Raw genomic sequence first — 20,534 nt, 5'->3', positions numbered from 1 at the left:
AATAACACCTCTATCTAAACATCAATAAATCTCAGCGTATCAGGCAGGGAAATGCTCAGCCCGATTTGCATCAGAAGTCACATATCATATCGCGAAAAAAGATAGTACAATCGCGCCGAGCCATTGTACTATCTTTTTTATAAACTGTCAAAGCCTTTGCATCAGCCTATCATTTTACGATAAGTGACTTTCCTGACATCTCTTCCGGCTGAGGAATCTCCATCATCTCAAGAAGAGTAGGAGCAAGGTCGCAAAGTGCGCCGCCCTCACGAAGCTTCCATGAAGGATCAGCGTTGACAAGGATGAATGGAACAGGATTTGTTGTGTGAGCTGTCCATGGCTCGCCTGTCTCGTAGTTGATCATCATGTCAGCATTACCATGATCTGCACAGATGACCATCTGACCGTTTGCATCCTTAATGGCGTCTACTACCTTACCTACAGCCTCATCAACAACCTCGATGGCCTTAACTGCAGCAGGGATAACACCTGTGTGTCCAACCATGTCAGGATTTGCGAAGTTAGCGATGATCATATCGTACTTGCCTGATCTGATAGCGTCGCAAAGCTTGTCGCATACCTCAGGGCATGACATCTGAGGCTTGAGGTCATAGGTAGGAACATCCTTTGGTGAAGGAACCAGTACACGGTCCTCACCCTCATTAGGCTCCTCAACACCGCCGTTAAAGAAGAAGGTTACGTGTGCATACTTCTCTGTCTCGGCGATACGAAGCTGCTTAAGTCCGAGGGATGCAGCATACTCACCGAGAGTCTTTGTTATAGACTGCTTCGGGAATGCTATCTCCTTGTTAGGGATTGTAGGATCATAATCTGTGAAGCATACGAACTTTGTATCCAGGCGCTTGCCTCTTGCAAAGAAATCAAACTCATCATCGCAGAAGCAGTGAGTCATCTCACGTGCACGGTCCGGACGGAAGTTGTAGAAGATGCAGGAATCGCCGTCTGTGATTACGTGAACAGGCTTTCCATCCTTCTCAATAACGCATGGAACCACGAACTCATCAAGAACCTTTGCTTCGTAGGACTTGTCGATAGCTTCTGTAACTGATGCTGCCTTATCACCTACGCCCTTTGTCATGGCATCGTATGCCTTCTCAACACGGTCATAGTTCTTGTCACGGTCCATAGCATAGTAACGACCGGAAATCATAGCGATCTCGCCGACACCAAGCTCTGCCATCTTGCCCTCAACCTGCTGAAGGAAGCTCTTTCCTGAATCAGGCGGTGTGTCACGACCGTCAAGGAATGCATAGAGATAAACCTTCTTTAAGCCGTTTCTCTTAGCGAGCTCAAGGATACCGAAGATGTGCTCGATGTGTGAGTGAACGCCGCCGTCGGAAACAAGTCCGAACATGTTGAGAGCGGAATCATTCTTCTTGCAATTCTCGATTGCATTCATAAGTGCGGGATTTGTGAAGAAATCACCGTCATTGATGGACTTTGTTATACGTGTAAGATCCTGATATATGATGCGTCCTGCACCCATATTCATATGTCCTACCTCTGAGTTTCCCATCTGTCCGTCAGGAAGACCTACGAAAAGTCCTGATGCCTGTCCTTCAACAAATGGGCACTCTGCCATAAGTTTATCCATAACCGGAGTCTGGGCCATAGCTATGGCATTACCCTCCGGATTTTTATTGATGCCATAACCATCAAGGATCAGAAGTACTACTGGTTTCTTATCTGTCATGAAACATTACCTCTTTTTATTAGATTTTTTTGTAGTTTATACCAAATAAAAGTTAGCGTCAATGACTCTGACGCTAACTTTGTTAAAAAATATACAATTCGTTTATACATCCGCAGAGAAAAATGATTCCACCGGGATTTCTGTCTCTTCACTTATACTTCAGCCGAAAAGAATGAATCTTCCGGGTTGTACGTTTTCTCTACATATTTTAACTGGTATTGTTTCAGTCTCGTTACAACCTTCGGATCCAGGGCATTCTCATCCGGCAGATCCTTAAGTATCTCATTCAGATCCTCCATGAGCATGGAAATGTCCAGACTCTGGGTGACTATGATCCTTGCCATGCTTTTCATGATGCCCAGGGTGTTGCCCCGGTTCTCACTCAGGAAGGACTCCAGCTGCTCCTCGCTTACCCGCATGAGAAGAACGTCATTTAATGCCACCGCCGTATAAACCTGCGGCCGCCCTGTAAGCATTGATATCTCCCCGAAAAATCTGTTTTCCTCGAGGATTCCCAAAACATTCTCATGTTCTTTCTCGTGATTTACGTACAGGGCCACACTGCCTTTCAGCACCTTGTACATGTATGGATGAATTTCCTTTTCCTTAAATATAATGTCTCCGGCAAGGTACCTTTTCATTCCGCCGGGTTTTACATCGTATGTAATCTCACCCATTTATTTGTCTCCTTAATCTTCCAAACACTTCATCATGAGTTAATCTCTCAGGATTTGTGGCTGCATACTCATCAGCTTCTGACAAAGCTTGTTCAACATTTTTTGTCAACTTTGAATATGTCTCAATGCTCATAACCACCATAGAACCATAGCCATTCTTAGTTAAGAAAACAGGTTCGCCATCTTTTACAACATTCTCTATATCTGCAAATTTATTTCTAAGATCAGAAACAGGTCTTATATTAACCATACATGCCTCCTAAAATTGTGATCATAAATTATCATAAATTTATCATAATTATGATATAACATCAACCATGAAGACGTTCCCGGACACACAAAAAAGAGGGATCAGATCACTCCGCTCCCTCTTCATCCAACTTTGATTTACATCCTCAATGTATCCGCGAAATCACCAGACCCCCAATTATCCACTGATTTCTTTATAATTGATATGTTTGTCCCAGAAGTAAAATCCAAGACAAAATACATAGATAACAACAGCATAGAAGAATGTAAATGCCAAAAGCTTATTTGTAAAATCTTTGTCCTTCTCCATAAGGCATTATCCGAAGTATCTCTTCAGGAGACCTGCAAATGCCTTTCCATGCCTTGCCTCATCCCTGGCCATTTCATGCACTGTGTCGTGGATAGCATCAAGGTTAAGAGCCTTTGCTCTCTTAGCGAGATCTGTCTTGCCCATGGTAGCACCGTTCTCAGCCTTTACACGAACTGTAAGGTTCTCCTTTGATGATGCTGATACGCACTCACCGAGAAGCTCTGCAAACTTAGCAGCGTGCTCTGCCTCTTCAAATGCTGCTGTCTTGTAGTACTCACCGATCTCAGGATAGCCCTCACGGAAAGCTGCTCTTGACATTGCGAGATACATTCCAACCTCTGTGCACTCGCCCTCAAAGTTTGCGCGAAGATCTGCCTTGATATCTTCCGGAGCGTCAGCTGCTACGCCGATAACATGCTCTGCTGCCCATGTCATTTCTCCTGCCTGCTCAACAAACTTTGATGCAGGAACTCCACATGTCGGGCACTTCTCAGGAGGTGTCTCACCCTCGTAAACATATCCGCATACTGAACAAACCCATGTCTTCATTTTTCGTACTCTCCTTTTCTTTAGTTCATCGTTTCCGGTGTCCTCGGAAACTGATGTAATAACCGTTTTCAATTAATACCACTCTACCTATATTTAATAGATTAGTCAATGATATAGTGGAAATATCTTTCATTAATTTTTTGTACGAAGATGTTTGTTTTGCCTAACTAAAACTATACTGTTTCTATTCGCTTTTTCACTGTTGATTCAGACAGGTTCATAGAAATATCATGGACAGAAACGCCCTGTATACACTATCACTGAAGAAAGGAGCTAATGCCTATGTGGAGTATAATCATTATCCCGTTTCTGGGAACAGCGCTGGGAGCTGCCAGTGTGTTTTTGTTTAAAAAAGAGATGGAGCTAACGATGCAGCGTGCCCTGACAGGATTTGCTTCAGGGGTTATGGTATCTGCATCCTTTTTCAGTCTTCTGCTTCCTGCTCTCGATCAGACTGCGGAAATGGGGAGACTCGGATTTCTTCCTGTGTCTGTAGGATTCGGAATAGGAATGCTTTTCCTTCTTGTCATGGATATGGTTACACCCCATATGCATCTGGACAAATGCGAGGAAGGCCCGAGGGTGAACATTCAAACATAGGAACCATCGCGTTTGCTATGGGATTCATACTCATGATGGCACTGGATGTGGGACTTGGCTGATTAATGTTTCCTATAGGCTTGATTGATTGACAGTTTTCTATAGGCTTCGTTGATTGATTTTTTCTTAGGTGGATTTTTTTCGTTAACCGATTTATAATATATGAGCATTTATGGGCTCAACTGACAGATGCCCGGTGTAAAAAGCCGGTCCTGAACATTGTCCTTCAGGCATTCAGGAACGACAAAAATCATACTTATTTCATAAAAAATCAAGGAGTCAAAATGGGACAGATTAAAGTTACCAAAGCACCTATCGAGGGTCTTTATGTAATCGAGCCAACCGTTCATGGCGACAGCCGCGGATACTTTGTAGAAACATATAATCAGAACGACATGCATGAAGCAGGTCTTGACATGGTTTTCGTTCAGGACAACCAGTCCATGTCCACCAAGGGCGTTCTTCGCGGACTTCACTTCCAGAAGCAGTTCCCTCAGGGCAAGCTTGTACGTGTTATCAAGGGTTCCGTATATGATGTTGCAGTAGACCTCCGTCAGGGTTCCAAAACCTACGGACAGTATTTCGGAGTTGAGCTTACAGAGGAGAACAAGAAGCAGTTCTACATTTCCGAAGGCTTCGCTCACGGCTTCCTGGTACTCTCCGATGTTGCCGAGTTCTGCTATAAGGTTACGGATTTCTATCATCCCGGAGACGAAGGCGGACTTGCATGGAACGATCCCGAGATAAACATTCAGTGGCCTCATGTCACAGGTGAGTACAAGGGTAATGCTTCCGCCGAAGGCTATACCATGGATGACGGAACTGCCCTCAACCTTTCAGACAAGGACCAGAAGTGGCTTGGTCTCAAGGACACCTTTAAGTTCAATGTATAAGCAGCTCTGCAGGAGTTGATGCCCGGCAGCAGCCAAGTATCACTTACTTCATCAACCTGCGAAGAAATCATATGCCAAAAAATCTAAGAGTACTAACCTATACAATTCCGAAAAGCTTCCACGGCAAGACCGTAGAGGCTTTTCTTCGTTCCATGGGTTTTTCAAGAAGTGTGATGTACCACCTTAGGAATACCGGCACGGAGCTTATCCCTTCGGATATACCCGGGCTTTTGGTTAATGGTGAAAAAACCTGGCTCAAAGCCATTCTCCATAAAGGCGACGAGCTCACCTGCAATATTTTGGAAACAGCGGCTGAAGAGAATGTGGTGGAAACTAATCTTCCACTTTCCATAGTGTATGAAGATGAAGACTTTATGGTCATCAACAAGCCTGCCGGCATGCCCATACATCCTTCCATGGGGCACTACGATGATACTCTCGCCAATGCTCTCTGCTTCTACACTCACCATGTCCTTCACTTCGACACCTACGTGAACCGCATCATTAACCGGCTTGACAAGAACACCAGCGGGCTCCTCATTTCAGCCAAAAACATGCATGCAGCGGCAAGACTTGGGAATTTTGTCAGGGAGCGATCCATACACCGTCAGTATATCGCCATCTGTCAGGGCGATGTGAGAGACTGCCTTAAACATTACCCTTCTTCACTTGAAGGCTTCGACATGACCATATCCGCCCCCATCGCGAGAAAGGATGCCTCTGTTATAGAACGAATCGTGGATTATGCCAATGGAGACCCCGCCACAACTCACGTTAAGCCTCTCATGTACGACAGCGAAAAGGATCTGAGTCTCATAGCCCTGAAGCTTGAAACCGGACGCACACACCAGATAAGAGTTCATATGAAGCACATCGGGCATCCCCTGATAGGAGATTTCCTCTATAACCCGGATTACCGCTATATAAAAAGACAGGCCCTTCACTCCTGGAAGCTTAGTTTCAAGCATCCCATAAGCGAAGAGCCCATGAGCTTTACCGCGGCATTACCGGAAGATATGCAGGCATTATTCCAGCTCTGACAGCTTTTTAAACACTTCTCCGATGCTGTCATTTATCATCAATACTTCCTGGTTTCCGGATCTGACTTTGAGCGCGTCACGGTTAATGATAACGAGATATTTACCTTCAAAGTAGTTGATATAGGAAGCCGCAGGATACACCGTGAGAGAGGTTCCTCCGATTATGAGCATATCAGCCTCGGCGATGGCATTAACAGACTTCCTAACTGCAGTCTCAGGCAGGCTCTCTTCATAGAGAGTGATGTCCGGGCGGATAACGCCTCCGCACTCGCAATGAGGGATAGGCTCTGTGGAATCAAAAACATAGTCCACAGGGTAAGCCTTGCCGCAATGCATGCAGTAGTTCCTGAGGGCACTTCCGTGGATCTCGTAGACCTCCTTGCTTCCGGCCTTTTGATGGAGCCCGTCAATGTTCTGGGTCACCACAGCCTTCAGCTTCCCTTTCTTCTCCAGCTCCGCAAGATACTTGTGAGCGAAGTTAGGCTCGATCTTTCTCGTGTCCATCTTCTGCCTGTGGAACTCATAATAAACCTTTGGTTCATTCACAAGACAGCTGTGGCTGAGAAGATATTCCGGATGATACTTCTCAAACTGAACGTCATGCTGATTGTAAAGGCCGTCCTTGCTTCTGAAGTCCGGAACTCCGCTTTCCGTTGACACTCCCGCGCCTCCGAAGAAAACGATATTCTTTGAATCGTCTATCATTTCTTTGAGTCTCTTGATTTTTTGCTCGTCCATCATGCCCTCCTTCAATAATTATTATTAACTCTTATTTAAATCTCTATCCCAAAATGCAGAAATACATCTGCAAAAAATCGAATCTTCCCAGGAATACTATTTTAAATCCTTCACTGAAATGTCTTTATGCAAACACTCAGCATCACTTCTTCCACGGAAACAGACTTTTCAGGATCTCTGTCAGTCCGCTTTTCACAGCATCCCTTTTTATCTCCCCCAAAGTATCCTCACTCTGAACCCTCGGGTTATAAATCTTATCCTCTGTAAAAACACGGTCCATCTTAATGTCATTCTGCTCCATGGGAACTCTCTCCGAAAGCAGTTCCTCAAAGCAGAGACAATATTTATAAATACTGAGTCCATGAAGCCATTTGTCATAGTATCCCGCTCCGTGACCGAGCCTTCCGCCCCATCTGTCGGCGGAAATGCATGGAACAACGGCCAGTGCGATCTTGTAGCCGTCAATGACCGGAAGCCCTTCTTTCGGCTCAAGGATGCCCATGGTTCCCGGCTCTAGATCATCAAAGCTCTGAATCTGAACCGCCTCCATGATATGCTCCGATCCCGGCTTACACCTCGGCACCGTCACCATCTTTCCCATCTGAAATGCTGTCTCAATGATGGCTCTCGTATCAGGTTCATCCGGTGTATTCACGTAGCAGAAAATCGAATCCACCTGCTGAAATACCGGGTATAGCAGAAACCTTGTGGCGATCTCAGCATTGGCTCTGTCCTTATAGTCTGTTGTAAGATTTTTTCTTTTTTCGCGGATCATCGTCCGCAGCTCTTTTTTGTCCATAATTCACACATTCCCACCCCGGAAGCTCTCAACTGTCAAAACTGTACCGGGTAGCACCATTCCTATAAATCTAATAATGATATTTCTTCCTCAAGGCAACCATAAAGATGCTGCCGGTCACAGCTGCCATCAGCTTACACCATTTTATAATATCCTGTCTTCCCTGTGCAACAGCTATGAAAATAAACGAATGCTTCTCTCCGGACATTATCACCTTCTGAATATTTTATATCATTTACAGTATGAAAAAGGATGCCAATGTCTTCACACTGTGCATCCTTTTAAACATGAGTAGCTATTAATTTCAGTCTCTGCTCTTAGGTATTCTGTACCTTTATGGAATGTTCTCAACTGAAAAACCGTCCCCGGTGGCACTATTCCTATAAATCATCCATCTCCGGCATTGCAAGAACTTCCTCAGCAATATCTTCATCATCCCAATCAGAATGCTTACTCAAAGCTTTCCGAACACAGAAAAGAACAGTAGGATTGATATCCAAAATGGTTAAAATATCATTATCCGGATATATTCCGTCATTTTTCCGTATCGATTTTACAATCTTTTTATATTCACCAACCAATTGTTCATCCATCGCAAATGTATTGATACTCATATACTCTGTTCTCCTTTCATGGTTTTGTTTAACTTTTTTTACCGCCTCATCCAACATCTTCGAATACTCAGATTTTGGTGCTTTTCCATCCATGTATGATAACATTTCTTTAATGTCATCATTTACCTCGTGTTTCTCTTTATCAATTGACCCCTTTGCGTTAAGCACGATTTTCATTGCGTAATCGTCCATCCGAATGCCTCTGGACTCATACCCTGTCTCGATGGTTTTTTCTCGTTCTATCACTGTTATCTTCTTGATTTTCTTTCCAAATATCATCTCAAGAAGCGGTTTTACATTTTGAGGATCCCTCATAACAGTCTGAAACATATAATTGTCTGTTATCGTAAGATCATCAAACGGTTTTTTCTTTATTATATTGTCCATTAACACCTCTGTAGCTAACATCATTATATCATTTATAATGAATCGCTCTATATTGTTTTTGACTTATATTTTTGGATTTTTATATCTCCCGGAAAGGGAATATAGATTATTCAGTACTGAATAAATTCGATTCTTAAATAGACGTTTAGAATCGGCATGACTTATAGTACGCGCAGCCTAAACAATTGTCAACATCAAATTTAAGGCACGTCATATATTAGACAATATGAAAACGCAACAAATTGTGATATCATCCAAATGTCGATATGAATTATCTATAAAAGATGATTTGCAATTATTGACTACACCCAAATAAGGAATTATATTGGACACAGATAAGCATGCACATGAGGTATGCTTGAGCGTTGAGGTTGCACGGAGAGCTGGTTTGCTTTGTGCGATGGAGCCATTGGTGGGTTCGATAAGTAACCACAAGCCAGCTAGGATTATCCGAAAGAAAATTATCCGAGAGTCCTGTGTAAGCAGGACTCTCGTTTCTTATTAATAAATCTTTCAGTCTTTAAAAATCTATAGTAAAAGGTATTTATCTGCCACAATTCACCGTATCATAAATAATTTCCGAGACACTAACGATTTATCATAGGTTTATATTGACTATCATACACATAATACGCATAATCATAATTGGAGGAAGTTCATGACATCAAGAGAACTTGAAAAGCTACTTAGATCTGATGGCTGGATACCAGTTTCACAGGTAGGTTCTCACAAACAGTTTAAGCACCCTACTAAGCCCGGAAAGATCACTCTTCCTATACATTCAGGAGATGTAAATATCAAAACAGCAAACACTATTCTCAAACAAGCAGGCCTTAAATAAATTTCTCGTTTTATCAGGAGGGAAACAAATGAAACTCGTATATACTGCAATCTTTGATCCTAACGATGATGGAAGCTACACTGTGACAGTACCAGATCTTCCCGGATGCGTTACAGAAGGACCAAACCTTGCCGAAGCCATAGACATGGCAGTTGATGCTGCCAGTGGCTGGATTCTGGGCGAACTCGAAGAAGGAAACAGCATTCCTTCTGCCACACCATTCTTTGATGTTCAACTTGACGATCCTAACTGCTTCAAAAGCGTTCTATCCCTTGATATGAACGCTTACGCTGAGAAATATAGCACCAAAACAGTAAGAAAGAACATAACTATTCCGGCTTGGCTTAACACCTACGGTGAAAAGAACAACATCAATTTCTCAAAAATACTCCAAGATGCGTTACTCAAACAAGCAGAGAATGAAACAAGAGCTAAAGGATAAAAATTATTTTGATTTCGACAATAAAGTACTTTTAAAACCATGTTTACCGTTTTCAAAACACAGAAAAAATGCGTCTTCAATGCCAACTAGACTTGCGGTTTGAAAGAACATGGAGCGAACAACGTCCGACAGGGACAAACACGTAAGTGTTTAGTCCATGGCGGACGTTGTTCGCGGAATGTACTTTCAACACCGTGGGCCGTTGGCATGAAGACGCATTTTTTCGTCCGGCGCGAGACCACCCCCCGTTGCCATAAAGCCTTCTCTCCAAAACTTACAAAATCGGTGAAATCTTACAAAATAAAAATTATTTCCTTACATTTTGATATTTACAAAATCACTTCCATATGTTAACATTAAATCACAATAAAGAACGGGTTAACACATCACCTGACGAGAAAGGGTGATCGAGTTAACAAAAGCGATGATGATCCGTCGAGATCATAAAAAACATCACTTCAGAAAACTGTAGAAAGCAGAGGTATGAAAACGATGACGCCAGCACAGTTATTGGATGATATCTCCGTAGTTCAGGTAAGGTAATATTGATAAAATGATAACAGCACGTCAAGTGGTCATGTTATTCAGCTGAGGAGTGTTTCTCCTATGATTTAACCTTCTTGAAACGTGGACATCATCTTCGGGAAATATTAAAAAGTTAACGATTAGTCTTACAAATCTATTTGTCACTGGGTATAGAAGCAGACTTAGCACAAAGCTTTGTCGTAGTAAGCTATCATACCTAATACAATGAAAGGAGAATACTCCGTTGTATTAGTTAGCCGAAAATAGAATATTGATTAAGAAACTTGTTAAATTTTAATATTAAAAGGACCCTTGAGGAGGGTCCTTTTATAGTGCCTAATTCTCTAATATCCACCGAAGCCATCGGGTACATTTACCGATGGACAGAAAAACTTCCGAAGGCAAGCTCACTTGTTAGGATGCATAGCCATATTTTTATTTCTTTTTTCCCACCATATCCGTCGCCAGGTTAATGAGCACTTCCACCATCTTCCTCATGGAGTTGATATTGAGATACTCATATATTCCGTGATAGTTCTCGCCGCCGGTTGAAAGGTTCGGACAGGGCAGCCCCATGAAACTGAGTCTCGCGCCGTCGGTGCCTCCGCGAATTGGCTTTATCACAGGCTCAACTCCTGCTTTTCTGAATGCCTCCTCCGCCGCACTTATGAGATACATATTGTCCGGCTCGATCTTCTCGCGCATGTTGTAATACTGATCCTTTATTACAATGTCTACGTGCGCTGCTGTCTCTTTATACTTTTCATTAAGCTTATCCGCAGCCTGTTGAAATACCTTCTTTTTCTCTTCAAACTTTACTTTATCATGATCTCTGATGATATAGCTCATCTTTGTAAGAGCCTCATCACCTTCCATGCCCACAAGATGGAAAAAGCCTTCGTAGCCTTCGGTCAGTGCCGGACGCTGATCAGCAGGGAGCAATGCATTAAACTCCATACCTACGAGGAGCGCATTGATCATCTTGTTCTTTGCGTCTCCGGGGTGAACATTAACACCTGTGATCTCAACCTTTCCGGAGGCAGCATTGAAATTCTCATACTCGATCTCACCGAGAGTTCCACCATCAACCGTGAAAGCCACATCTGCTCCAAATTCTGCCACATCAAAGAAATCCGCGCCTTCTCCTATCTCCTCATCCGGTGTGAATCCAAGGAGGATCTCGCCATGCTTTACTTCAGGATGAGTAAGGAGGTACTCTGCCATGGCCATGATCTCGGCATCTCCTGCCTTGTCATCCGCACCCAGAAGTGTGGTTCCGTCAGTCACCAGAAGGTCTGCACCGATCATAGTGTTAAGCTTCGGGAAAGTCTTCGGCGACAGAACTATCTTCTTCTCAACATTTAGGACGATGTCTCCGCCCTGATAGTTTTTTATCTCACGGGGATTTACGCCTGTGTCGCTCGCCGCCGGGGATGTATCCATATGAGCGATGAAGCCAAGCTTCGGGGTTACAGCATTATCCTCCTCACTTAAATTTGAAGGAATCCTTCCGTATACATAGCATTTGTCACTGAGACGAACATCTCTGGCTCCCATCTCTTCCATCTGCTTAACCAGAAGTCTCGCAAGATTGAACTGCTTCTCTGTTGATGGGTGAGTACCGGTGGTCTCACTTGATTGTGTGTCTATCTTTGCATATCCGATAAATCTTTCTAAAACGTCCACTAAATTTCACCTTTCTGTTTTTAAATATTCTGGCCAGAATACTCAGCTGTCCAGTAAATCCTCAGACTTTTTAAATGTAAGAGTCGTATCCCTCTCACTGAAATGATTTCCTACCGCCACATAGCTGTCACATTTCACAGGCTTAAGCTCAGTGAGATCATACGGGGTCTCCTGATATACGAAATTGAGCCAGTTGGTGTAGGTACAATTTGAAGTGGATCTCCAGCTGAGGATCGGCTCCTGTGCGGGGTCATCATTCTTATAGTAGTTAATCGGGACATCGGGATTCAGACCCTTTGCAACATCTCTCTTGTACTCTTTATCAAGGTCGTACTTGTCATACTCGGAGTGTCCGGTGATAAAGATCTGTCTGCTGGAGCAGGCGAGAACCATGTAAATGCCGCCTTCCTCGGGATCCACAGAATCAGCCACCACATACAGTTCCGGATTATTCCTTACTGCATCCTCATCTATTCCTGTATATCGGGAAATGGGAACGTAGAAATAATCATCCATTCCTCTCATGATCATCTTCTTGCGGTGAAGAACCTTCTGACGGTAAATGCCGGAAAGCTTCTTCGGAAGCATTACCTTCTCTATCCCATAATGATAGTAAAGACCTGCCTGAGCCGCCCAGCAGATATGGAAAGTCGAGAATACATGTGTGAGAGACCAGTCCATGATCTCCTTAAGCTCATCCCAGTACTCCACCTCTTCGAAAGGCATCTTCTCCACCGGAGCTCCCGTAATGATGAGGCCGTCAAAGTACTCATCCCTGATCTGTTCCAGTGTTATGTAGAACTTATTGAGGTGGGAAGCATCCGTATGCTTTGACTCGTGAGAAGCCACCTTCATAAAAGTAATTTCCGTCTGTATGGGAAAATTGGAAAGTACCCTTAAAATATCAAGTTCTGTATCTTCTTTCAACGGCATCAGATTCAGGATACATATACGAAGTGGTCGTATCTCCTGAGACTGAGCACGCTTTTCATCCATTACAAAAATGTTTTCGCTTTCCAGTATATGTTTAGCCGGTAAATCATTTTGTACTTTGATCGGCATATGAACATCCCCCTTTGATAAAGTGTTTGACGCATTGAATATAAGTATACAATAATTTTGGGTATAAATTTATAAAAATCTCACTTATGGAATTGGCAAAATTGTGGGGTCACTTGATTCGATTGTATCCAGCGGCATATATTATCCGATTGTAGGCGGAATCCAAAGTTATGTGAACGATTAAATCACCGTTCAGAGTGGTATCTATGAGTGTGATATCCTTTGAGGTGGACAAGTCAGCATCTTTCAGGATATCCAGAGCCAGTATGCGGTCGCTTTCTTCTTTGAATTGATCGGAAGAAAGGGTTTCTCCGAGGCTCAGGTGGAAGTCGTCTTCCAGGATACTGCTGTATTTGTAGTAGCGGTAGGAGGTGTTTGAAGGTGCTCCTGAGATGTGGGAGGGAAATATATGTCTGCATATGTCAAAGCTCTCTGCATCCACATCTCTGTCTACAATCATGTATTGCTCAGTTTTTGTGGTACTGGAGCAATAGGGCGGTACTATACATAAAACCACAGCTGAGATTACACCAAGTATCAGCACCGGAAGGGAGACTTTTGTGAAAAATTTAGCCCAGACCGGAAGCTCATATGTTCTGGCCCATAGCCCGAAGACTCCGACAATAAATGGCAGAAACATGACGAGGTAATGAACATTTAATATAGGAGTACGTTCAAAGGACAGCTTTGGAAATCTCATGGACCAAACGAACATGGCTACAAAATACAGCAAAAGCTGAAGCGCTATTCCAACTATGAAGTCGTAGGTCAGCCAGTCATGCCATAGTGTATGCTTTTTGTTTTTGGAATTATCGGATGAAAACTTCAATTAAAGCCCCCTATAGTTTATCTATTAAACGATAAATAGTGCAGCCACTTATGTGACTGCACTATTTTAACATATTTTATTATGATGTTTAAATACTTACTGCTCCCAAGGAAGCTCAGGCTTGCCGAAGTGTCCGTAGCTTGAAACGAGGTTATAGTTAACATCTCTAAGCTTAAGGGAATTGATGATGCCCTTTGGAGTAAGGTCATAATTATGCTTTATCTCATCCCAGATCTTGTTACGGTCTTCTTTTTCTGTTCCGAAGCAGTCAACGTAAACTGAAACAGGCTCTGCAACACCGATGGCATAGGCAAGCTGTACTTCGCAGCGGTCAGCCTTTCCTGCCTTAACGATATCTCTTGCGATCTTACGTGCCATGTAAGCGGCTGAACGATCAACCTTACTTGGATCCTTTCCTGAGAATGCTCCGCCACCGTGGTGAGCAGCCCCGCCATAGGTGTCGGCGATGATCTTACGTCCTGTAAGTCCTGAATCTGCGAAGGAAGAACCCATTACAAAACGGCCTGTAGGATTAACCAGGATGCGGAAATCAGTATTGAGACCCATTTCCTCTGCAGTCTCCTTCATGATACCGGAAACTATCTCACGAACCTCGTCAAGAGAAGTTTCCTCAGCATGCTGAGTAGAGATAAGGAAGGTATCGATACGATGTGTATCATAGTCAAAAGATACCTGTGCCTTGGCATCGGGACGGAACTTCTTGAAGCCATCCTTGATATTGTACTCTCTAAGCTTAAGAAGTGCTCTGTTGGAAAGAACATAAGGGATAGGAAGAAGCTCTTCAGTCTCGTTTGTGGCATATCCAAACATCATACCCTGATCTCCGGCGCCGTCATTATCAACGCCCATGGCGATATCGGGAGACTGCTTAGAGATAAGAATGCGAATGTTGTATTTATCAACATCTGTAAGGCCGATATTCTTAAGAACGTCTCTGGCAAGCTTCTCATAATCGGGCTCATAGTTTGTGGTAACTTCTCCAAGGACAGTTACCTCCCAGTCCTTAATGGTTGTCTCTGCTGCGATACGACCTGCCTTGTCGTGCTGTAAGATGTCTGTAACGATGGCATCTGAAATCTGATCGCAGATCTTGTCAGGGTGTCCGTTTGATACCTGCTCTGATGAAAATAACATTTAATTAGTCCTTTCTGACGCTTGGCGTCCTGGTGTTTCGAAATACCTAAAAAAATAGGTTGGAGAAATGGTCTCCTGCTGCTTTATGTACTATGTGGTTAATAAGTATGCCTACGAAAGTAAACCATATCTATGGCCACAATATCGTACAAAAAAAGCCGGTCGAACAATCGACTGGCTTGTAATAAGCATCCTCTTATTGTTCGAAACAAAAAATAGTTCGCTCAGGTTAGCACCTTCCGGTTTCCCCGGGGTTGCTGCGGTTTCATAGCTCCTATGTAGCTCCACCGACTCTGAATAAGTATTCATTTGTACGGCATATTGTATGCAATAGAATCCGGTTTGTCAACAGGTATCTGAAAAAACATAAAGCCGTACGGTTTACCCATATTATTTTCATCGGCATTCGCCCGATATTTATAAATGTCTGGCTGATATTTGTTTGGATTATAGTCAAAACTGTGGTCTGAATCCATATATATATGATCCAAATCATGTCATATTCCAACTGAGTCAAATATCTTAGGGGTAACATCTTGACTTCAATTTAATATTTAGTGTATTGAGCCAATGTTCGTAGAATATTTCCATGACTGCTTTTCAATTCATCTTAAATTTGAGTCACCTAAAGTAAAGTATTATTTTGACTGCATTTTCATATAAATTGCGATATGAGTCAACCCTTGAGCTGATTATCATTGATTCCAATTCCAATTTTTCAGATATGAATCAAACCATAAGTTTAATACCATTGACCCAAACTCCCAACCTTGTGGAATGAGTCATCCCCTAAGCCTTAGTATAGTGACTTCACCCCTAAACGAGCAAAAATCCCACGGTTTTGTAACCGTGGGATTAAAATTACTTGTTGTAATTAACGATTTTTCCGAAGTCAGGCTTAAGTGAAGCACCACCGATAAGTCCGCCATCGATATCAGGCTTGGACAAAAGCTCAGCTGCGTTGCCTGCATTCATTGATCCGCCGTACTGTATACGAACCTCTTCAGCAGTATCTTCATCATACAGCTTTTCAATAAGGTCACGAATAAGCTTGCAAACCTCTTCAGCCTGATCTGAAGTAGCTGTCTCGCCTGTTCCGATAGCCCAGATAGGCTCGTAAGCGATAACAAGCTCCTTAACCTGATCGGCAGTCACACCGTCAAGATCCCAGGTGATCTGTCTTTCGATCCACTCCTTGTAAGTACCGGCCTTACGAAGTGCCAGAGACTCACCGCAGCAAAGAATCGGCTTAAGACCTGAAGCAAATGCCTTCTTAACCTTTGCATTGATAAGGATATCATTCTCACCGAAGATATCTCTTCTCTCGGAGTGTCCGATGATGATGTATTCAACACCTGCATCCTTAAGCATAGGAGCAGAAATCTCACCTGTGAAAGCACCCTTGTCTTCAATATAGAAGTTCTCAGCACCAACATGAACATTTGTGCCCTTTACAGCATCAACTACAGGGATGATATCAATTGCAGGTACACAGTAAACTACGTCTACATCATCATTCTGTACAAGTGGCTTTAATGTCTCAACAAGCTTAACAGCCTCTGAAGGAACCATGTTCATCTTCCAGTTTCCGGCAATAATTTTCTTTCTCATATAAACTCCATTCTATATATGACTTACCGTCATACATCAGAAAAAATTCTATGTATTTCTAAATCAATCTTTCCGAAGAACATCTCATGTCCTCCGGAAAGACATTAACAATATCTTACTTGTTGTCTGCAGCAGCAACGCCAGGAAGGTCCTTACCCTCAAGGAACTCAAGAGAAGCTCCGCCACCTGTTGATATGTGTGTCATCTTGTCGCCATAGCCCATCTGGTTAACAGCAGCAGCTGAGTCACCACCACCGATGATGGTTGTAGCATCTGTATCTGCAAGAGCCTGTGCAACTGACTTTGTTCCGGCTGCAAGAGTAGGGTTCTCAAATACACCCATAGGTCCGTTCCATACAACAGTCTTAGCTGACTTAACAGCATCAGCATAAAGAGCCTGTGTCTTAGGTCCGATATCCATACCCATTCTGTCAGCAGGGATCTTGTCGATATCAACAACTGTTGTGTCGATAGGTCCGTCGATTGGCTCAGGGAAGTGGTCTGTTGTAACAGCGTCTACAGGAAGAAGGAGCTTCTTGCCAAGCTTCTCAGCCTTCTCGATCATTTCCTTGCAGTAATCAACCTTAGTCTCATCGCAAAGAGATGTACCGATCTCATAGCCCTGTGCCTTAGCGAATGTATAAGCCATACCTCCGCCGATGATAAGTGTATCGCACTTCTCAAGGAGGTTAGAAATAACATTAAGCTTATCAGCAACCTTAGCGCCGCCAAGAATAGCTACGAATGGACGTACAGGATTCTCAACAGCCTGTCCAAGGAACTTGATTTCCTTCTGCATAAGGTAACCAACAGCGTGAGGACCGTTAAGGAACTGTGTAACACCAACATTTGAGCAGTGTGCTCTGTGAGCTGTTCCGAATGCATCGTTAACGAATACATCAGCGATAGAAGCAAGATCCTTTGAGAATGCCTCTCCGTTCTTTGTCTCTTCAGCTCTGTAACGTGTGTTCTCAAGAAGGATAACGTCTCCGTCTTTCATCTCAGCTACAGCGGCCTTGGCATTTGCACCAACAACCTCAGGATCAGCTGCGAACTTAACTTCCTGTCCGAGAAGCTCTGAAAGTCTCTTAGCTACAGGAGCAAGTGTCTTTGAAGGCTTGTCCTCCTCTGTCTTAACCTTTCCAAGGTGTGAGCAAAGGATAACCTTTCCGCCGTCAGCGATAAGCTTCTTGATTGTTGGAAGTGCTGCTACGAGTCTGTTCTCGTCTGTGATCTTGCCCTCTTTAAGAGGAACGTTGAAATCACATCTGCAAAGTACTCTCTTGCCCTTAACATCGATATCATCGACTGTTAACTTGTTTAATCCTGCCATATGAATCTCCTTTTTGAGAGAAATATCTCTCTGATTTTATATTCTTTTTAAATATTATAGAAGATTTTTCATCCATTTGTGTTTTTTGACAAAAGCATGTGCAAAAATCTTCTTTAAATTGTCAATTATGGTTGTATTTACTATAACTTATTACAAGAAAAAGAGGCCAGGCCCATATAGGCCGGACCTCTTCAAAGTCATGTCTTATTTATCTTTCAAGGATAATTACTTATTAAGAAGGCTTCCGAAGTGCTTGATAGTACGAACCATCTGGCTTGTGTATGAGTTCTCGTTGTCATACCATGAAACAACCTGTACCTGTGTGGTTCCGTTGTCAAGAGGAAGAACCATTGTCTGAGTTGCATCAAAGAGAGAACCATATCTCATTCCAACGATATCAGATGAAACGATCTCATCCTCGTTGTAACCGAAGCTCTCATTGCTTGCTGCCTTCATAGCTGCATTGATCTGATCCTTTGTAACATTTCCTTCAACAACAGCTGTAAGGATAGTTGTTGAACCTGTAGGTGTCGGAACACGCTGAGCAGCGCCGATGAGCTTTCCGTTAAGCTCAGGGATAACAAGGCCGATTGCCTTAGCTGCACCTGTTGAGTTAGGAACGATGTTGCATGCTGCTGCACGTGAACGTCTCTTGTCGCCCTTTCTCTGAGGTCCGTCAAGTGTCATCTGATCGCCTGTGTAAGCGTGGATTGTGCACATGATACCTGACTTGATAGCTGCGAGATCATTAAGAGCCTTAGCCATAGGAGCTAAGCAGTTTGTTGTACAAGAAGCTGCTGAGATGATCTTGTCATCAGCTGTAAGGTTCTGGTGGTTAACATTATATACGATAGTAGGAAGATCATTTCCTGCAGGAGCAGAAATGATAACGTGCTTAGCGCCTGCATCGATGTGAGCCTGTGACTTATCCTTGCTTGTATAGAAACCTGTACACTCAAGAACAACGTCTACACCAAGCTGTCCCCAAGGAAGGTTCTTAGCATCAGCTTCCTTGTAGATTGTGATCTTCTTTCCGTCAACAGTGATGGAATCCTCACCGTAAGAAACCTTGTCACAAAGCTCGTAACGACCCTGTGTGCTGTCGTACTTAAGAAGATGTGCAAGCATCTCAGGGCTTGTAAGATCGTTGATTGCAACGATTTCAAATCCCTCTGCACCAAACATCTGTCTGAATGCAAGACGACCGATACGACCAAAACCGTTAATAGCAACTTTAACTGCCATAGTAAATATCCTCCTGATACTTAAAATAAAAAATGCATATTGCAAATGCTGAATGGATGAAATTTCCGTCAGCAAACATATTGTATGTCAAGTTATGTATTTTTGCAAGTGCAAAACAGTAATTTTGTGAAAAATTTCACAGCAGACATTTGCTATATATCCTAAGAAAATCATACATATTCAATATTGCATATCCGGATTTAATAAAAATACTATATAAAATTTATTTTTTCACAATAGGTAAAAAATCAAGCGAGAATACTCACTGATTCTTTTTAATCGCTCAAAGCTGAGCGGCTCCCTCGATCAAAAAATAAATCGTGGGCAAATACAAAAACAGCAGGGCATCCTTTTTCAGATGTCCTGCTGCCGCAAAATGTCTTTATGTAATTTATCACGCAAATCCGTAATACTTGTTTACCCCGAGAACCAGCCCCTCAGCATACTTGTCACAGGCTTCCTTTGAGTGGTCTGCGGTCTTGTCGCCGAGCTTTACATATGCCGATATAACAGAAGAATAAGCTGTCTGCACCACATCCTCTTCCACACTGCTGCCGGAGCTGATCTTTACTCCGTTGGCCTCAAGTCCTGAGATCAGACTGTCACCAAGCTTTTTCGATTTGTTCCAGTACTTTGAAACCGGCTCAAGCTTTTTAAGCTTATCCGGGGCAGAAACGTAATACGCTCCCACACCGCTTGATGAATCATTGAAATGAATGGAGATATGACAGTCTGCCTTGTTGTTGGAGAGAACCGCTCTGGCCACATCATCAAGCTGCACATCTTCACCATCTCTTATCATAAGCACGTCATATCCTTCGGAAAGAAGCTTGTTTTTAAAGCTTTCAGCCACCATAAGGCTTGCGTCTGCTTCGGTTACTTTATCCTGGAATGTCATATCCCGGGGCACAGCTTCGCATATTGTGCTTCCATCCGCTCTTGCCGATCCGTCAGGATGGCAAAGGATTTTCACATCTTCTCCCCCTGCTGTTCCATGCCCTGCATCCACAGCTATGGTGATATTCTTTTTATCGGCGGCTTCGCTTGTATACAGCCTTGCCCTTCCGGTATTGATCTTTGAGTTTTCAGCGTACTTCCAGTCAAGATTCAGTCCGATGTCAGTCGCTGCCAATGCAGAAACGCTCATGCAAAGTGACATGACAACGGCTGCAATTGCTACCTTTATCTTCTTCATTTATTCCTCTTTCAAATACCTTATAAATATAACTTCGGCA

Annotated in this window: 22 protein-coding genes and 1 riboswitch; of the genes, 5 read left to right on the top strand and 17 right to left on the bottom strand. The window is 43.1% G+C overall.

Features of this window, described 5'->3' with window-relative positions; all coding sequences use genetic code 11:
* Window positions 1–169: 169 nt before the first annotated feature.
* The 5 genes from gpmI to T357_RS0102525 form a co-directional block, all read right to left on the bottom strand.
* Window positions 170–1,714: a 2,3-bisphosphoglycerate-independent phosphoglycerate mutase gene (gpmI, locus tag T357_RS0102545; RefSeq protein ID WP_031548307.1), complete on the bottom strand. Its 1,545-nt coding sequence runs from the start codon at window positions 1,712–1,714 to the stop codon at window positions 170–172.
* A gap of 152 nt (window positions 1,715–1,866) precedes the next feature.
* The gene (locus tag T357_RS0102540) at window positions 1,867–2,391 is read right to left on the bottom strand and encodes a cyclic nucleotide-binding domain-containing protein (protein ID WP_031548305.1); all 525 of its coding nucleotides are present in this window, start codon (window positions 2,389–2,391) and stop codon (window positions 1,867–1,869) included.
* A complete protein-coding gene (locus T357_RS0102535; RefSeq protein WP_031548303.1) occupies window positions 2,384–2,641 on the bottom strand; it encodes a type II toxin-antitoxin system prevent-host-death family antitoxin in 258 nt (85 codons plus the stop codon). The genes T357_RS0102540 and T357_RS0102535 overlap by 8 nt, the downstream gene beginning before the upstream one ends.
* Window positions 2,642–2,818: 177 nt before the next feature.
* Window positions 2,819–2,950 (bottom strand): hypothetical protein, encoded by a 132-nt coding sequence (locus T357_RS21955; protein ID WP_255342788.1) that lies wholly within the window; start codon window positions 2,948–2,950, stop codon window positions 2,819–2,821.
* Between the two features lie 6 nt (window positions 2,951–2,956).
* Window positions 2,957–3,499 carry an NADH peroxidase gene (locus T357_RS0102525; protein ID WP_031548301.1) on the bottom strand — a complete coding sequence of 181 codons (543 nt, stop codon included), beginning with the start codon at window positions 3,497–3,499 and terminating at the stop codon, window positions 2,957–2,959.
* A gap of 282 nt (window positions 3,500–3,781) precedes the next feature.
* On the opposite strand from T357_RS0102525, the gene T357_RS18925 reads away from it, so the two are divergent.
* The 3 genes from T357_RS18925 (at window position 3,782) to T357_RS0102510 (ending at window position 6,032) form a co-directional block, all read left to right on the top strand.
* Window positions 3,782–4,099 carry a ZIP family metal transporter gene (locus tag T357_RS18925; protein WP_049962224.1) on the top strand — a complete coding sequence of 106 codons (318 nt, stop codon included), beginning with the start codon at window positions 3,782–3,784 and terminating at the stop codon, window positions 4,097–4,099.
* A 284-nt stretch (window positions 4,100–4,383) separates the two neighbouring features.
* Complete coding sequence (rfbC, locus tag T357_RS0102515) at window positions 4,384–4,992, top strand: dTDP-4-dehydrorhamnose 3,5-epimerase (RefSeq protein ID WP_031548298.1); 609 nt, start codon at window positions 4,384–4,386, stop codon at window positions 4,990–4,992.
* 71 nt (window positions 4,993–5,063) lie between these two features.
* On the top strand, window positions 5,064–6,032 hold the full coding sequence (locus T357_RS0102510; RefSeq protein ID WP_031548297.1) for an RluA family pseudouridine synthase: 969 nt from the start codon (window positions 5,064–5,066) through the stop codon (window positions 6,030–6,032).
* Here the strand turns inward: T357_RS0102510 and T357_RS0102505 are convergent.
* The 4 genes from T357_RS0102505 to T357_RS0102490 form a co-directional block, all read right to left on the bottom strand.
* Window positions 6,018–6,770: an NAD-dependent protein deacylase gene (locus tag T357_RS0102505; RefSeq protein WP_044915905.1), complete on the bottom strand. Its 753-nt coding sequence runs from the start codon at window positions 6,768–6,770 to the stop codon at window positions 6,018–6,020. The genes T357_RS0102510 and T357_RS0102505 overlap by 15 nt on opposite strands.
* A 142-nt stretch (window positions 6,771–6,912) precedes the next feature.
* The gene (locus tag T357_RS0102500; protein WP_081828017.1) at window positions 6,913–7,569 is read right to left on the bottom strand and encodes a 5-formyltetrahydrofolate cyclo-ligase; all 657 of its coding nucleotides are present in this window, start codon (window positions 7,567–7,569) and stop codon (window positions 6,913–6,915) included.
* A 70-nt stretch (window positions 7,570–7,639) separates the two neighbouring features.
* Window positions 7,640–7,777, bottom strand: coding sequence for a hypothetical protein (locus T357_RS21080; protein ID WP_155991197.1), 138 nt, complete (start codon window positions 7,775–7,777; stop codon window positions 7,640–7,642).
* Window positions 7,778–7,949: 172 nt separating this feature from the next.
* A complete protein-coding gene (locus tag T357_RS0102490) occupies window positions 7,950–8,570 on the bottom strand; it encodes a hypothetical protein (RefSeq protein WP_031548291.1) in 621 nt (206 codons plus the stop codon).
* 658 nt (window positions 8,571–9,228) lie between these two features.
* Between T357_RS0102490 and T357_RS0102485 the strand changes: the two genes are divergently transcribed.
* Both T357_RS0102485 and T357_RS0102480 read left to right on the top strand, forming a co-directional pair.
* A complete protein-coding gene (locus T357_RS0102485) occupies window positions 9,229–9,411 on the top strand; it encodes a type II toxin-antitoxin system HicA family toxin (RefSeq protein ID WP_031548288.1) in 183 nt (60 codons plus the stop codon).
* A gap of 28 nt (window positions 9,412–9,439) precedes the next feature.
* Complete coding sequence (locus T357_RS0102480) at window positions 9,440–9,853, top strand: type II toxin-antitoxin system HicB family antitoxin (RefSeq protein ID WP_031548285.1); 414 nt, start codon at window positions 9,440–9,442, stop codon at window positions 9,851–9,853.
* Window positions 9,854–10,813: 960 nt separating this feature from the next.
* Here T357_RS0102480 and pepT read toward each other — a convergent pair.
* From pepT to T357_RS0102435, 8 genes are all read right to left on the bottom strand, one after another.
* On the bottom strand, window positions 10,814–12,064 hold the full coding sequence (gene pepT, locus T357_RS0102475; RefSeq protein ID WP_031548284.1) for a peptidase T: 1,251 nt from the start codon (window positions 12,062–12,064) through the stop codon (window positions 10,814–10,816).
* Between the two features lie 42 nt (window positions 12,065–12,106).
* Complete coding sequence (locus T357_RS0102470) at window positions 12,107–13,126, bottom strand: homoserine O-succinyltransferase (protein WP_031548282.1); 1,020 nt, start codon at window positions 13,124–13,126, stop codon at window positions 12,107–12,109.
* Window positions 13,127–13,235: 109 nt separating this feature from the next.
* Window positions 13,236–13,955 carry a hypothetical protein gene (locus tag T357_RS0102465; protein WP_031548280.1) on the bottom strand — a complete coding sequence of 240 codons (720 nt, stop codon included), beginning with the start codon at window positions 13,953–13,955 and terminating at the stop codon, window positions 13,236–13,238.
* 96 nt (window positions 13,956–14,051) lie between these two features.
* Window positions 14,052–15,110 carry a methionine adenosyltransferase gene (gene metK / locus T357_RS0102460; protein ID WP_031548278.1) on the bottom strand — a complete coding sequence of 353 codons (1,059 nt, stop codon included), beginning with the start codon at window positions 15,108–15,110 and terminating at the stop codon, window positions 14,052–14,054.
* A gap of 193 nt (window positions 15,111–15,303) precedes the next feature.
* A riboswitch (SAM riboswitch) is annotated at window positions 15,304–15,414 on the bottom strand.
* Between the two features lie 557 nt (window positions 15,415–15,971).
* Window positions 15,972–16,721: a triose-phosphate isomerase gene (gene tpiA, locus T357_RS0102450; RefSeq protein WP_031548276.1), complete on the bottom strand. Its 750-nt coding sequence runs from the start codon at window positions 16,719–16,721 to the stop codon at window positions 15,972–15,974.
* Window positions 16,722–16,836: 115 nt separating this feature from the next.
* Window positions 16,837–18,054 carry a phosphoglycerate kinase gene (locus T357_RS0102445; RefSeq protein WP_031548274.1) on the bottom strand — a complete coding sequence of 406 codons (1,218 nt, stop codon included), beginning with the start codon at window positions 18,052–18,054 and terminating at the stop codon, window positions 16,837–16,839.
* A 225-nt stretch (window positions 18,055–18,279) separates the two neighbouring features.
* Entirely contained in the window at window positions 18,280–19,299 is a 1,020-nt protein-coding gene (gap, locus tag T357_RS0102440; protein ID WP_031548272.1) for a type I glyceraldehyde-3-phosphate dehydrogenase, read from the bottom strand.
* Window positions 19,300–19,693: 394 nt separating this feature from the next.
* Window positions 19,694–20,494 carry an N-acetylmuramoyl-L-alanine amidase family protein gene (locus tag T357_RS0102435; protein WP_031548270.1) on the bottom strand — a complete coding sequence of 267 codons (801 nt, stop codon included), beginning with the start codon at window positions 20,492–20,494 and terminating at the stop codon, window positions 19,694–19,696.
* Window positions 20,495–20,534: the final 40 nt, after the last annotated feature.

This window comes from Oribacterium sp. FC2011 (genome assembly GCF_000701645.1).
GTDB lineage: Bacteria > Bacillota > Clostridia > Lachnospirales > Lachnospiraceae > Oribacterium.
The sequence above is the reverse complement of the archived record's forward strand: the minus strand, read 5'-3'. Positions and strand labels throughout refer to the sequence as shown.

Bases quoted from the DNA above. Each gene is read 5' to 3' on its own strand.
- gpmI (WP_031548307.1), bottom strand. From the start codon at position 1,714: ATGACAGATAAGAAACCAGTAGTACTTCTGATCCTTGATGGTTATGGC.
- T357_RS0102540 (WP_031548305.1), bottom strand. From the start codon at position 2,391: ATGGGTGAGATTACATACGATGTAAAACCCGGCGGAATGAAAAGGTAC.
- T357_RS0102535 (WP_031548303.1), bottom strand. From the start codon at position 2,641: ATGGTTAATATAAGACCTGTTTCTGATCTTAGAAATAAATTTGCAGAT.
- T357_RS21955 (WP_255342788.1), bottom strand. From the start codon at position 2,950: ATGGAGAAGGACAAAGATTTTACAAATAAGCTTTTGGCATTTACATTC.
- T357_RS0102525 (WP_031548301.1), bottom strand. From the start codon at position 3,499: ATGAAGACATGGGTTTGTTCAGTATGCGGATATGTTTACGAGGGTGAG.
- T357_RS18925 (WP_049962224.1), top strand. From the start codon at position 3,782: ATGTGGAGTATAATCATTATCCCGTTTCTGGGAACAGCGCTGGGAGCT.
- rfbC (WP_031548298.1), top strand. From the start codon at position 4,384: ATGGGACAGATTAAAGTTACCAAAGCACCTATCGAGGGTCTTTATGTA.
- T357_RS0102510 (WP_031548297.1), top strand. From the start codon at position 5,064: ATGCCAAAAAATCTAAGAGTACTAACCTATACAATTCCGAAAAGCTTC.
- T357_RS0102505 (WP_044915905.1), bottom strand. From the start codon at position 6,770: ATGGACGAGCAAAAAATCAAGAGACTCAAAGAAATGATAGACGATTCA.
- T357_RS0102500 (WP_081828017.1), bottom strand. From the start codon at position 7,569: ATGGACAAAAAAGAGCTGCGGACGATGATCCGCGAAAAAAGAAAAAAT.
- T357_RS21080 (WP_155991197.1), bottom strand. From the start codon at position 7,777: ATGTCCGGAGAGAAGCATTCGTTTATTTTCATAGCTGTTGCACAGGGA.
- T357_RS0102490 (WP_031548291.1), bottom strand. From the start codon at position 8,570: ATGGACAATATAATAAAGAAAAAACCGTTTGATGATCTTACGATAACA.
- T357_RS0102485 (WP_031548288.1), top strand. From the start codon at position 9,229: ATGACATCAAGAGAACTTGAAAAGCTACTTAGATCTGATGGCTGGATA.
- T357_RS0102480 (WP_031548285.1), top strand. From the start codon at position 9,440: ATGAAACTCGTATATACTGCAATCTTTGATCCTAACGATGATGGAAGC.
- T357_RS0102470 (WP_031548282.1), bottom strand. From the start codon at position 13,126: ATGCCGATCAAAGTACAAAATGATTTACCGGCTAAACATATACTGGAA.
- metK (WP_031548278.1), bottom strand. From the start codon at position 15,110: ATGTTATTTTCATCAGAGCAGGTATCAAACGGACACCCTGACAAGATC.
- tpiA (WP_031548276.1), bottom strand. From the start codon at position 16,721: ATGAGAAAGAAAATTATTGCCGGAAACTGGAAGATGAACATGGTTCCT.
- T357_RS0102445 (WP_031548274.1), bottom strand. From the start codon at position 18,054: ATGGCAGGATTAAACAAGTTAACAGTCGATGATATCGATGTTAAGGGC.
- gap (WP_031548272.1), bottom strand. From the start codon at position 19,299: ATGGCAGTTAAAGTTGCTATTAACGGTTTTGGTCGTATCGGTCGTCTT.
- T357_RS0102435 (WP_031548270.1), bottom strand. From the start codon at position 20,494: ATGAAGAAGATAAAGGTAGCAATTGCAGCCGTTGTCATGTCACTTTGC.